Origin of the sequence: Enterococcus sp. AZ177 (assembly GCF_050544585.1) — a bacterium.
GTDB lineage: Bacteria > Bacillota > Bacilli > Lactobacillales > Enterococcaceae > Enterococcus_L > Enterococcus_L plantarum.
On the sequence record NZ_CP172944.1, the window covers coordinates 1192619 to 1206605 of the forward strand.

At 35.7% G+C, this 13987-nt stretch carries 12 protein-coding genes; 10 read left to right on the forward strand and 2 right to left on the reverse strand.

The window, feature by feature from the left end; translation table 11 throughout:
- Positions 1-24: 24 nt before the first annotated feature.
- Entirely contained in the window at positions 25-408 is a 384-nt protein-coding gene (locus IGJ34_RS05865; RefSeq protein WP_430598355.1) for a VOC family protein, read from the reverse strand.
- 553 nt (positions 409-961) lie between these two features.
- Between IGJ34_RS05865 and IGJ34_RS05870 the strand changes: the two genes are divergently transcribed.
- A complete protein-coding gene (locus IGJ34_RS05870; RefSeq protein ID WP_430598356.1) occupies positions 962-2503 on the forward strand; it encodes an Lsa family ABC-F type ribosomal protection protein in 1542 nt (513 codons plus the stop codon).
- Between the two features lie 43 nt (positions 2504-2546).
- Here the strand turns inward: IGJ34_RS05870 and IGJ34_RS05875 are convergent, their stop codons facing one another.
- Positions 2547-3824 (reverse strand): ISL3 family transposase, encoded by a 1278-nt coding sequence (locus IGJ34_RS05875; RefSeq protein ID WP_430597274.1) that lies wholly within the window; start codon positions 3822-3824, stop codon positions 2547-2549.
- A gap of 544 nt (positions 3825-4368) precedes the next feature.
- Here IGJ34_RS05875 and IGJ34_RS05880 point away from each other — a divergent pair.
- The 9 genes from IGJ34_RS05880 (at position 4369) to IGJ34_RS05920 (ending at position 13984) form a co-directional block, all read left to right on the forward strand.
- The gene (locus IGJ34_RS05880) at positions 4369-5064 is read left to right on the forward strand and encodes a DUF969 domain-containing protein (protein ID WP_430598357.1); all 696 of its coding nucleotides are present in this window, start codon (positions 4369-4371) and stop codon (positions 5062-5064) included.
- Positions 5065-5066: 2 nt separating this feature from the next.
- Positions 5067-6011, forward strand: coding sequence for a DUF979 domain-containing protein (locus IGJ34_RS05885; protein WP_111247303.1), 945 nt, complete (start codon positions 5067-5069; stop codon positions 6009-6011).
- Positions 6012-6123: 112 nt separating this feature from the next.
- A complete protein-coding gene (gene pcp / locus IGJ34_RS05890) occupies positions 6124-6768 on the forward strand; it encodes a pyroglutamyl-peptidase I (RefSeq protein WP_069654564.1) in 645 nt (214 codons plus the stop codon).
- A 173-nt stretch (positions 6769-6941) separates the two neighbouring features.
- The gene (locus tag IGJ34_RS05895) at positions 6942-8102 is read left to right on the forward strand and encodes a hypothetical protein (protein ID WP_430598358.1); all 1161 of its coding nucleotides are present in this window, start codon (positions 6942-6944) and stop codon (positions 8100-8102) included.
- A gap of 8 nt (positions 8103-8110) precedes the next feature.
- The gene (locus IGJ34_RS05900; RefSeq protein WP_111247305.1) at positions 8111-8728 is read left to right on the forward strand and encodes an MptD family putative ECF transporter S component; all 618 of its coding nucleotides are present in this window, start codon (positions 8111-8113) and stop codon (positions 8726-8728) included.
- A complete protein-coding gene (locus IGJ34_RS05905) occupies positions 8703-9401 on the forward strand; it encodes an energy-coupling factor transporter transmembrane component T (RefSeq protein ID WP_206834524.1) in 699 nt (232 codons plus the stop codon). The genes IGJ34_RS05900 and IGJ34_RS05905 overlap by 26 nt, the downstream gene beginning before the upstream one ends.
- Entirely contained in the window at positions 9398-10825 is a 1428-nt protein-coding gene (locus tag IGJ34_RS05910) for an ABC transporter ATP-binding protein (RefSeq protein WP_430598359.1), read from the forward strand. Before IGJ34_RS05905 ends, IGJ34_RS05910 begins: the two co-directional genes overlap by 4 nt.
- Positions 10826-10838: 13 nt before the next feature.
- The gene (locus IGJ34_RS05915) at positions 10839-11174 is read left to right on the forward strand and encodes an antibiotic biosynthesis monooxygenase (protein ID WP_430598360.1); all 336 of its coding nucleotides are present in this window, start codon (positions 10839-10841) and stop codon (positions 11172-11174) included.
- Between the two features lie 182 nt (positions 11175-11356).
- Entirely contained in the window at positions 11357-13984 is a 2628-nt protein-coding gene (locus IGJ34_RS05920) for a glycoside hydrolase family 38 C-terminal domain-containing protein (protein ID WP_430598361.1), read from the forward strand.
- The last annotated feature ends 3 nt before the right edge of the window (positions 13985-13987 follow it).

Genomic DNA, 13987 nt, shown 5'->3' on the forward strand with positions numbered 1-13987 from the left:
TATTTCCTCCTTCGATTCTCAATGTTAAACTGTCAATTCTAAACGATTGCCTTCTGGATCCGCTACAACAGATTCATAATACCCATCTCCAGTTGTACGAGTTGGGCTTAATAATGGATATCCCTCCATAACCAATATAGTTGTGAGAGCATCAACCTGTTCTTTACTTCCTAAAGAAATCGCTAAATGAGCAAAACCAAGCATTTCATTGCCAATATTATGTTCAACAATGTCATTTCGTTGCATGATTTCAAGTCTAGCGCCATCAGAAAAAGTTAAAAAATAAGAATGGAAACTTGTTTTTGTATTGTGGTATAGTTCAGAAGCTGTTGCATCGAAATATGTTTCATAAAAATGACGCATACGTTCTAAATCTCTGACCCATAAACCAATATGTTCTATTTTCATTGTATGATCTCCTTTGCTGTAAACACAGCCTGCATTTGTGTGCAACCAGTAAAGTCACGCCATTATTTTTTGTTTGATTACAGTATAAACGAAAAGGAAAGAGAAAAAAGGAGCACGAACAAGGTTGAAAGTATTTTGTCAAAAAGAATCACAAACAATGCCTAAATCTGAAAATGGTTGTTCAAAAAATGCCTAGTTTCGATTGCTTGATTATTTTATTCTAGCTATAAGAAGTAGTTGTAAGAGGGGTGCTGAAGGCCTCTAGTGAAGATCCATGGTTGTTGACAAAATTTGAATGAGCATGATATAGTGAGTGCAATAAAAAACGAAGTGAGGGATCCATGCGTTGAAAAATTAAGTCAATTTGTTGAAGCTGCATTCAGACTGTAACTTGAGAAGTTTCAAGGGAGCAGTGTGCAGATTTTCAGGATTGGCATTGATTTTTTCAACGAAGGGGTCTTTTTGTGTACGCGTAGACCTATTGCCGATTCTGAAAAGAACAGAAGGAATAAAAGAGAGTCCTTCCGCTTTTCTTAATGAGGTGAAAGAAACTATGTCAAAAATTGAAATTAAAAATGTAACTTTTGGGTATGATACCCAAGGGACGTTACTATTTGATCAAGCAAATTTAAATGTTGACACGCAATGGAAATTAGGCTTGATTGGCAGAAATGGTCGTGGAAAAACGACCTTACTTAAAATTTTGCAGAATCAGTTAGCTTACAGCGGTGAAATTACTCATCAACTGAATTTTCTCTATTTCCCCCAGCCGATTAAAAACAAGCAACAACTGACCTATTATGTCTTGCAAGAAATCAGTGATTTTGACCAATGGGAAATTGAGCGAGAGTTAAACCTGTTGCAGGTTGATCCAGAAATTCTATGGCGTGATTTTGAGACACTTTCTGGTGGGGAACAGACTAAAGTACTTTTAGCGCTGTTGTTTATTGAGGGCGAGCATTTTCCTTTGATTGATGAACCAACCAATCATTTAGATAGTACAGGACGTAAACAAGTCGCTGAGTATTTGAAAAAGAAACGTCAAGGCTTTATCGTAGTTAGTCATGACCGTTCGTTTGTAGACGAAGTGGTCGATCATGTCTTATCAATTGAAAAAAGCCAATTAGAATTGTATCAAGGAAATTTCTCTGTATATGAAGAACAGAAAAAAATCAAAGATGAATTTGAATTTGCTCAAAATGAAAAACTAAAAAAAGAAGTTAGTCGTTTGAAAAGAACAGCAGCTGAAAAAGCAGAATGGTCTCGGTCTAAAGAGCAAGATAAATATGGAAAAGCCTCTAAAAAGGGTAGTGGTGCAATCTACGATACTGGTTTTGTTGGGGCGAGAGCCGCACGTACAATGAAACGTGCTAAGACGATCGAACATCGGATGAACACCCAATTATCTGAAAAAGCCAGTCTTTTAAAAGATATCGAGTATATTGATCCATTGACCATGAACTATCAGCCAGTGCATCATAAACGACTACTAACGGTTGAAAATCTAGTCTTAGGTTACCAGAATGAAACGTTATTTAGTCCATTGTCTTTTGAATTAAATCAAGGGCAACGGCTGGCTCTAGCAGGACAAAATGGTTCGGGGAAATCCTCGATCATTCGGTATTTACTTGGCTATTTTGAGGGTGAAAGCGACGGAGAAATCTTACGACCAGAGAAGCTAACTATTAGTTATGTTCGTCAAAATTATGAAGATAACCATGGAACTTTACTCACATTTTCAGAAGAACATGGTCTTGATCATCAAGAATTTCTCAATAACTTGCACAAATTAGGGATGGAAAGAGAAGTCTTTCAAAATCGTATTGAACAAATGAGTATGGGGCAACGAAAGAAAGTCGAATTAGCAAAATCGTTAGCCCAGCCAGCTGAGTTGTATATTTGGGATGAGCCGTTGAATTATTTGGATGTATTCAACCAAGAACAATTAGAAATGCTGATTTTATCAGTAAAACCAACAATGCTGATTGTAGAACATGATCGAGCATTCTTAGAAAAAATAGCAACGCAAATGATGACCTTATCAAAAAATACTGGTTCTACGTCAAATTGTGTTGGTGAACAAAAAACTGAATAGAAATCAAAGTCTGGTAAGGATAGAACATTCTTATCAGGCTTTTTTATTGTTGTGAAAAAATAAGACCTTGAATAATATAAATACGTGAACGAAAATGATAAAAGTTTCGATAGCCATAGGCTACCCGTTTGATTACCTTAAGTTTATTGTTTAAGCCTTCAGTAATACCATTAGAATAAGGGAAGCGAAACGAATTCTTAATGCCTTCTTTATATTTGTTAAAGAAGAGTAATTTCTTTTTGAACCAGTGTGGTAGCTGATTATCTAGCTGTTGAAGATACTCAAAAAAGAGCGTATGTTCTCGATGAGAAAAAGCATATTTTAAATATTGAACCGTATCATAGCCTGTTCGTAGGACATCATCATAGTGCAACAGTTCATCGACAATATCTTGTTGACTTAATGGCCGTTTAAATAAGGGCTGATAAGCTCGACAGTTTATATCTAATTTATCGGAATCTTTCAATAGTAGCTTCCAATAGCGTTTTAAACGACGGTATTGTTTTGGTTCAGAACTTTTCAAACGGTTCATCGTTTGAATTCGCAGTTGGTTCAACGTACGATTCATTTGTTGGACGATATGAAAGCGATCCGTCACTAATTGAGCATTCGGAAAAACCGTTCGAAGAAGTTGATGGTAACTAGCGTTCATATCGGTTACGAGATACGCTACATGTAGCCGAGCTTCACGTGTAAAGCGCATGAAATGAGCGGTCAATTTGTATAGTCGTCTATCTTCCAGCACTTCTAACAACTGATTCCGTTCTCCATCCACACAAATAAAGCTCATACTTCCTTGGCAAGATTTCATGGATTTAAATTCATCGATACATAGAATTTTAGGGAGGAAGTTCCAGTTTGTTCGATAATTTTTTGATAGTCTCTCCATCATTCTAAGGACTGTTATGTCTGAAACAAAGTGTTTTTGAGCAATCATTTTTCTTGAAACATTCTTTTTCAAGTCAAGCATAATTTGGTATTGAAGCTGTTTAGATAAGTGATGATGTTCTTCAATCAGCTCTGTATGAGCGTGGAAAGTAGCACCACATTCATGACAAAGAAAACGTGTCCGTTTTAGTTCTAATAGAGTGAAGCGCTCATTAAAAACAGGCAATTGAGCTGTTGTTGTATGACTGCCATTTTTGATGATTTGTCCATGATTGAGGCGCCCACATTTCTCGCAATGAGTAGGTGAATAGGTCAGCTTGGCTTTAATCACTTGAGCTTGCACTCCTTTTACTGGTCTTTGTTCCAACCAATTTTCTTCAAACCGGAGGTTTTTGTCTGTAAGTCCGAGCAATAATCTGGTATTCTTATCCATAGGGAACAACCTTTCTGATGATTTGTGGTTTTTGTCGATTTCATTTTATCAGTTAGTTGTTCCTTTTTTGTATTTAAATGCTCAAAAAAGTGCTGGTAGAAAATCTTTTTTGATTTCCACCAACACAATATATTATAGAGCCAAAATACTTAAAGTTAGCCTGTCACACGATTCATACACTGGAGTCGTTGGCAGGTTTTTTCATCGTTTTTCTTCACTGACAGACTGTATAATAAAGTGTATTCTGTGAAAAAAGGAGAGGTAGCCGAACTTTCAGGGACACATTACCTTCATCAAAATCAATCGCTGAAGACCTAAAAATACTGATAAGTAGGTACGAATTGTTTATTAACTTAAATTCAAGAAAGTTATGGCTGAGAACGTTTAAATTTCAGTTGTAACTTTCTGTGTATCATTTAAAGCAGATGATTTTTTTTAACTCATTTTTATGAAAAAGATGAAAAATAAAACAAAATTTGTGTATAATAAAGAGGTTATTGATTTTTAAATTATAATTTAACTAAAAAGGAAAGAAGTGTGAGAAATGGAGAATATTCTTAGTTTATTAGGCGTTCTAATCGTTATCGTCGGGTTTGCGATGAAATTGGATTCGATTTTGATCGTAATGATTGCCTTAGTTGTGACGGCACTTGTCGGAGGAATTGGGGTTGAAGGAATGTTAGAGATTTTAGGCACGAGTTTTGTAAGCAATCGAGGAATGGCAATTTTTATTATTATTATGCTGGCTACAGGAACATTAGAAAGAAATGGATTAAAGGAATCAGCGGCATCATTGATTCGTCGTTTTAAAAAAGTTTCAGCTGGTTTAATCATTGATATTTACGGTGTTTTCCGGATGATTTTTGCCGCGTTCAATGTCAGCTTCGGTGGTGTTGCTGGATTTGTTCGTCCAATTATTTTACCAATGTCAATCGGAGCTGTGGAATCTCAAAATATAGAATTAAACAAAGAATACGAAGAAGAGCTTAAAGGAATGGCTTCGGCGATGGAGAATATATGTTGGTTCTTTGGACAAGTATTATTTATTGGAGGTTCGGGCGGTTTGTTAGTTCAATCGACATTAAAAGAGTTAGGGTATGAAGTGACACTAGTGCAATTAGCGGCTGTGGAAATTCCTGTTGCATTGGTGGCATTAATTACGGCCAGCATTTATTTCTATTCGAAAGACCGTCGCTTAATGAAAAAATATTACGGTAATATTGCGAAGAAAGGAGACTAGTCATGAGCTATTTTATGAATTCTGAAATACTACTTGGGGAGAAATTATTAGAAATTTTATATATCGTGATGGGCTTGATATTACTTTATACGGGAATCAAGAATTTGTTCGATAAAAGTAACCCTCATCGTTACGGAACAGGTTATTTTTGGTGTGCATTAGGAATCGTAATCGGAGGTGGTCGCTTTATTCCGGCGATAATCAGTGGCATTTTGATTTTTTCTATGACGATACCTGCCATCTTAAAAAAAGTCAGTAAAGGAAATAGTAAGTTACCCTCTAAAGAATATATGCAAAAAATGTCAGATAAGTTAGGGATGAAAATTTTTGTTCCGGCATTAAGTATTGGCGTTTTTGCTATCATCTTTGCTTTATTTACAAATCTTGGTGCCTTGGTTGGTGTTGGGGTAGGTGTTTTAGTAGCAATTATAATCTTGATGCTTTATTCTAAAAACAATAAACCAACTACATTTTTAGATGATGCAGCTGACATGCTTGGCACTGTGGGTCCTTTGAGTATGCTGCCGATGCTCTTGGCATCGCTAGGAGCGGTATTCACAAGTGCCGGTGTTGGGACAGTGATTTCTTCTGCAGTTGGAACTATTGTGCCTGAAGGAAATGTTGCAGTCGGAATTATTATCTACGCGTTTGGTATGATGCTATTTACGATTATTATGGGAAATGCTTTTGCCGCGATTACTGTGATGACGGTAGGAATCGGCGCACCTTTCGTTTTCGCTTATGGTGCAAATCCAGCTTTGATCGGTATGTTGGCATTGACATGTGGGTATTGCGGTACGTTATTGACACCGATGGCTGCGAACTTTAATGTAGTTCCAGTCGCAATGCTAGAGATGAAAGATAAATACGGTGTGATTAAAAATCAATGGTTTATAGCAATTTTTATGTTTGTATTCCAAGTCGTTTATATGATTTTGTTTAAATAAAGTTGACGTAGTTTTATGGAGAAACATGCTACAATTCATGAGTGAACGCTGATTGGTACAATTATAGGTGTTATCAAATAGAGTATGAGTCTAAATTAGGAGGAGAGTTACAATGAAAGTATTAGTCACAGGTTTTGATCCATTTGGTGGAGATTCTGTTAATCCTGCATATGAGGCAGTGAAAATGATTCCCAATGAAGTGGCAGGAGCCAAAGTAATCAAATTAGAGATACCGACAGTTTTTAAAGAAAGCGGTGAAGTATTAGAAGCTGCAATCAATGAACATAAACCAGATATTGTGATATGTGTGGGACAAGCTGGTGGGCGAAGCGCTGTTTCATTTGAACGGGTAGCAATCAATTTGGCAGAAGCAAGAATTCCTGATAACAAAGGTAACCAACCAATCGGTTCAAAATTGGAAGAAGATGGAGCAACTGCTTATTTTACCACGTTACCAATCAAAGCAATGATGAAAAACGTGCAGGAACATGGCTTGCCAGCTTACATTTCTTATACAGCAGGCACATTTGTCTGTAATGATATCATGTATCGCTTGTTATATATGATCGAGAAAGAATTTACAGGTGTGAAGGGTGGTTTTATCCACGTGCCGTTTGAACCAACTCAAGTAATCAATCGTCCAGTCGGAACACCTTCAATGCCAATCCAAACAATTGCGGATTCACTACATTATGCCATTGAAGCAGCAGTGACAACGGATGTCGATATTGAAGAAAACACGGGAACAACACATTAGAATGATTGTTGAGTAGAAGTGGAAGAGTTTGAGCTAAGAGAGATCCTTTTGGCTCAAACTCTTCTATTTTGGTTATTAAATACAATGAAAGAGAAAATAGTTAATTTAATGATAATGATTCTCATTATCATTTTGTTGTGATATACTAAACAACTAGGGGAGGGAGTGTTTCAATGAAAGAAGTACAAGTAAAAGGATTTTCAATTTATTATGATAATGTACAAACAGAGCAGTGTAACGTAATGCTTGATGAACAACTTTATATCAAGGACAAGCCATTGCCACGTTATTTTATTGGTGAAACAACGATGACATTTTTTGATTTCTATCATGCAGATAGCCCTGATTTTCAAGAAAGTGATTATCTATTATCTGAAAAATTTCAGCAAATTATCGGAAGATTTCCTCATACAAATCAAAAAAAAATTGCATTAAACGAGCACGACAGCTATAGTATTAAACAAGTGCCAGTATACATTCATGTGAAAGACTATATTTTAGCTTTGAGTAAGCCCGAAGCATACACAACGTTCAGAGAAAAATTGGCAACAGTTCAGTCATTAATACCTATTAATGAAGATGCGGCAGAATCCGTTAGTAGTTATAAAAGAAAGCGTCTATTTTTAGATGGTACATACGGTTCTAGAGAATTACTTGAAAACGTTCAGGAAACAAATGTTCAAGCTATTCAAGAGAAATTAGAATATGTGAATGAGATGTATTATTTTGCACATTATAATTATGCCGCAATGGTTCAATTTTTACCTGAGTATGACATTACCACCTATGATCAGTTTCATGAAGCGTACGGAAAATTCGTGTATAGTTTTACAGTCACTAAAAATGGCAAAACGATACCACTTCTTTGGCCTGATTACTTATATCACAAGCCAGAGAATCATTTAGAGTTCGGTCTTTTAGCGAATACAGAACAACCGAGGTATCAACTTTTTGATGAATGGAAAGCGAATGACCCCATCACAATTGAACTCTTGGCGGATGGATTTGAAGATGTTCGATTTGAGACGCATCTAAAACAACCTATGGCATTTCCACCAAAATTATCTAAATCAGACTATACGCAAGGTGAGATGATTTGTCTGTCGATTGATACAGGCGTAATTGAAGAGTTAGCCAAACAAGAAGCTACATTTGAATGGTTTAAAACGAAAAAAACTTCAGAAAATGCTTATACATTAGAGTATCAGTTAATGGAAAATCAATTAATGATGCCAAGTGCACAATTTGAAAAAACAGGTCGTTATCAGTTGAAAATTACTAGTGATGTGTACGGGCAGCTATCATTTCTATTTACAATAAAACAAGAAGGGTAATAAAAAGAATGAAAAAGTTAAAAATTCAGGATTTTATTTCTATTGGTATTTATACCGCTATTTATTTTTTAGTCGTAACGATTGCAATGGTTATTTTACGTTTCACGATTCCAGCCTTTAATTCAATTCTTATTCCTAGTGCTACAGCACTTTTTGCAGGAATCGTCTATTTGTTGGTAATAAACCGTATTCCGCGTTTTGGGGCGATTACGATCATGGGAAGTGTGATGGGTCTATTCTTTTTAGTCTCTGGTCATTTTCCGTTGTCATTTTTGCCAAATATCCTCTGTGCGGTAGCAGCTGATTGGATCCAGTATCGTACCAAATTATCCGAAAAACTCAGAACAATGATTAGTTATACTGTGTTTAGTTTTGGTCTAATGGGACCTGTATTACCATTATGGTTTATGAAAAACGCTTATATTGATTCTTTGGTAGCTCGTGGGAAAGATGCCGTATATATCGACAAAGTCTTTGCGCCGATCACAACGACCAGTTTTTATGTTTGTGTTGCAACAGTCATTATCTGCAGTATTTTGGGTATAATCATTGGACAAAAGATTTATGAGAAACACTTTGATAAAGCAAAAGGAAAAAATTATGGAAAAAACATACGTAACGTTTGATCCCAGAAGTAAACTTTGTACGATTTTATTTGCCAGTTTTTTGTTGATGTTTCCTTTACCATTTAAGGCTGAAATTTTGTTTGTAACGCTCTTATTTGTATTGTTTATTCTAAACGGTAGTCTAAAAAAAGGGCTGATTTTTTATAGTCTTTTTTGGTTACTTGTTTTAGGCGATTATTTATTGTTTCCTTATATCGATAATGGCATCGCTGCATTCTTTGATTTTCTATTCGTAGGAAATCGCCGGATGTTGCCAACGATCATGGCGTCGGCATTTGCTATGAATCGGACAAAAATAAGTGAATGGATCGCAGCGTTAAAGAAGTGCCACGTGCCATTTGGGCTAATTATTCCGCTCACTGTGCTGTTTCGATTCTTCCCTACGCTTTTTCAAGATTTTAAAAGTATTCGTAATGCAATGAAATATCGTGGGATCGCTATTTCTACTATCGACTTGTTTCTTCATCCATTTCAAACAATGGAGTACATCATTGTCCCGATTTTAATGTCGGCCGAAAATACTTCCTTAGATTTATCTTCGGCAGCTTTAGTTCGTGGATTAGGGAATCCTAAATCACACACTAGCGTCTATGAGATTCATTTAAAGGTTCAAGATTATTTATTGATTGGTATTCTGATTGTTAGTGGAATATTTGGGAGGATGATTGGATGATTGATTTACATGATGTGACATTTGCTTATGAGGATCAGGAAACGATCATTCAACAAGTAGATTTACAGGTTAACCCTGGTGAATTTATCGTGTTATGCGGGAAGAGTGGTTGCGGCAAATCTACATTACTGAGAATCTTAAATGGATTGATTCCGGAATTGTATCCTGGGGAATTAACTGGAACAGGTTTGATTTTAGATCAAGAGTTGTTGGCGAAAGAATTTAATGCCTATGTTCGCGATATTGGCGTTGTTTTTCAAAATCCTAAGACGCAGTTTTTTACCAGCGATGTTTATTCTGAGTTGGCATTTGCAATGGAAAATTATGGTGTTCCAAGAGATGAAATGATTAATCGAATCGATGAAATAACCCGTTTATTCTCGTTAGAAGCATTTTTAGAACGAAGTATGTTTCATTTATCTGGTGGCCAAAAACAATTGATTGCTTTCGCTTCAGCTACTATGTTGAAACACCATTTATTTTTATTAGATGAACCTTCAAGTAATCTGGATGAGGAAACAATCGAGCATTTAAAAGACTATCTTCAGGTATTAAAAAATCAAGGCATGACCATTATTGTGTCTGAACATCGTTTATATTACTTGACGGATTTGGTAGATCGATATTTGGTGATGGATAAAGGGCGTATTGTTGAATGGTATACAAGTCAAGAAATGAGGGCAAAATCTTCAACAGATATTCAGGAAATGGGATTACGCTCTTTGGATCAGACGTCTTTTACAAAAGGGATCGAGCCGTTTAAAACAGAAGATAACTTAAGTTTAACGTGCCTGGACCTAGATTTTCATTACCGTAAACAACCATCTGTGTTGAAAATTCCCTCACTAACCTTGACTAGCTCCTGTATCACGGGCATTATAGGGCATAACGGGGCGGGAAAATCAACGTTCTCAAAACTTTTATCTGGGTTGATCAAGCCTAAAGCTGGTGTTATTAAGTTAAATCAACGGGTTATGCGCCCGAAAGAGTTGATCAAAGAAAGTTTTGTTGTGATGCAAGATGTCAATTTACAATTGTTTTTTGAAACTGTTGAAAAAGAGATCAGCTTGAATGCTAAAAATACCAACGACTTTGATAAAATTGTCGCTATGCTGAACTTAGAGCCACTTCTATTTCGTCATCCGCAAACACTATCGGGTGGTGAAAAACAGCGTGTTGCGATTGCAAGTGCTCTATTGTCAGGAAAAAAAATCATCATTTTTGACGAACCGACAAGCGGCTTGGATTTGATGCATATGGAAGAAGTCAGCGATACAATCCGCTGGTTGCACCAAGAAAATATTTTAGTTTTAGTGATTACCCACGACAAAGAGTTTCTCAGTCAAACCTGTCAGAGAGTGCTTCATTTCGATCATGGAACAATCATTGAAGATTATTTTATTGAATCAACGAAAAAAGAATAATGGAGGAAACGACATGTACATTGTGACGAATACGATTCAAACAGAAACAGACGACTCTCATAAAATCATTCAGCAATTCACTGCAGGACATACAAAAGAAAGTATGGAAGCGGTGGATGGATTCTTGAATTTCCAATTAATGCATCGGATGTTACCAGACGATCCACAAGTGACCGAATTAGTTGTTTTAAGTCGTTGGACGTCAAAAGAACATCAAAAAAATTGGGTAAACAGCCAAGCATTCAAAAAAATGCATCAGAGAAAAGAACCAAAAGATGAGGCAACAGGTGAAAAAAAACGTCCTGGTATTATTTCAAGTACAATCGCTGAATATGAAGTATTAACCTAACTGAACGAATAAGATTTTTATCCGATTTTCCAGATAAAAGTCTTTTTTTTTGATACAAATTGATACTATTTTCATAAAATGAACAGAAATAAGAAAATAGTTGAAAGTATTACCGAAATCGTTTTCTTTTCATAAAATCCAGAGTATATTAAACAAGAACAAAGATGGAAGGAGAAGATGAAATGAAAAAGATCCATGTCGTCGTACACACCCATTGGGATCGTGAGTGGTACTTTTCTGATAACGAAGCGTTTATCCAATTTTCCTATCATATGGATGAAGTGATTTATGCCTTGGAAAATAACGAATTAGATTACTATTATTTGGATGGGCAATTAAGTATTATTGATGATTACTTAAAAGTTTATCCAGAAAAAGAAGCAAAAATCAAAGCGTTGGTAGAAGCAAATCAATTATTTATCGGTCCGTGGTATACACAAATGGATGAATTTGTAGTGGCTGGTGAATCAGTGGTCAAGAATTTACAAATTGGGATCGATATGTCGAAACGTTTAGGTGGTCACACTGCATTAGGGTATCTACCTGATTCATTTGGTCAAGGCAAGGATATGCCGAAAATTTACAATGGTTTTGGTATCTCAGATGCGGTATTTTGGCGAGGTATGCCGAATGAAGTAACGAATAGTCGGGAGTTTTACTGGACAGCAGAAGATGGCTCAAAAGTATTAACGATCAATATTCGTAATGGGTATTATGCAGGAGTGGCACTAGTCGAAGGAGAGCTTTATCAGAAAAAAGCGATGCTAGATATTGTCTCTGAAGATAGCGCAACAGACATCGTAACATTACCAGTTGGTGGTGATCAGCGTGCAGTTGATCGAGATTTAAAAGCAGTTATTCAAAAAGTGAACAAAGAATTTGGTGCTGAATATCAAATAGAAGAAAGCAATTATCCTCATATTTTTAACTTATTAAGAGAAAAAACAACTGAATTACCAACTGTTCAAGGTGAATTTATAAGTGGCAGTGTCTCAAAGATCCATCGCTCAATTTATTCGTCAAGATATGACTTGAAGAAGTTAAATGATACAATCGAAAATCGTTTGATTTTTCAATTAGAACCATTGATGTTGATGGCAGATGATTTAGGAATTCCGTTTAAACGAGAACTACTAAATTACATTTGGAAGTTATTATTAAAAAATCATGCTCATGATAGTATTGGTGGATGTAATACTGACAAAACAAATGAAATGATTTTAGCGAGATACAAAGAAGCAGATCAATTATCATATTCGACAATAGACTATCTAGTGAGAAAAATTTCTGAATCAATAAAAGAAATCAAAGAAAATGATCTGATTTTATTTAACACACTACCTTATACACGAACAGATCCATATGTGCTAGAAGTAAGTACAAAATACGCGGATATCAAACTTTTTGATCAGGCAAACAATGAAATAGGCAGCCAAATTTTGTCTACAGAAAAAGTATATGCAGGGGAAGTCAGACGCTCAGAACGTGAGTATGATGAAGCAAAATACTATTATATTCACAAAGTAAGTTTTATTAAAAAAACAAGACCACTTGGTTACACGATCATCACGGTGAAAGAAGAAGTGAACTCAAATGATAGCGCTATATCTTTTAACACTGAAGAAAAACTTATAGAAAACGATTACTACGAAATTCTCTTTTCCCAAGGAAAGTTTTCTATTTTAGCAAAAAATCAAGATAAAACATATGAGGATTGTCTTTATGTGGAAGAGTCAGGAGACGAAGGCGATACGTATGATTATTCACCAGCCTATCACGATAAAATCCATCAATTAAACTTTGATACGACCAATGTTATTGTGGAATCGGGTGCATTTCTTTCTACGATGACTTTGAAAGGCTATTGGTTATTACCAAAAGATCTCCAAGCCAGAAAAACTGGTGAATTAAATGCCCAAGTAGACTATACCTTTACAGTCTCATTAAGCAAAAATTCTAAGCGGATCGATATGAACATCAAACTAAACAATCAAGTGATGGACCATCGTATGCGCTTAGTTGTAAAAACACCAGTTGAAAGTCAAGTTAGCTATGCAGATACGTTATTTGGAATTGCGGAACGAAAGAACCAAGATCCTCACATACAGGATTGGCAAAAGCTTGGATGGAAAGAAGAGCCAACTGAAATTTATCCGATGATTCACTATTTAAATCTGCATGATGACGTTTCGAGTTGGACGATCATGAGCAAAGGAATCAAAGAATATCAAGTAATAGATAGCAGTTTGTATATTACCCTCTTCAGAGGCGTAGGATTTTTAGGTAGACCAGAGTTATTAAGAAGGCCTGGAGATGCTTCAGGTAATCAATACCGCTCTATTCCTACTCCAGATAGTCAATTGTTAGGAAAGCTGGAAATGGCGTTATCGTTGATCATAGCGGATGAATTCGACCCAGTAATGATTCAAAAAGAATACCAAAGATACTCTGTTACAAGTCCATATTATCAAATTCAAACATTGAATCGTTTTACTAACCCAATTCAATATTTCCAAAGTAATAAAGTAGACCAATTGAATGATCTAAAGGAATTTACTGATTTAAGTAACGTAAGCTTGGTATTTAGTGCACTAGAATTAAGCCGTAATGGCCAATGGATCAATATCCGTTTGTACAATCCATCTTTGATAAAAACAATTTCTAATGAAAAAATAACTTTAGCAACTGAGACAAATTGTCGTTTTGTTGATTTGAATGGTGACACACTTGAATTATTAGGGCAGTTAAAAGAAGTTTCTTTAGGAACATTTCAACCAGGAGAAATCAAAACCATTTCAATTGAAAGATAACAC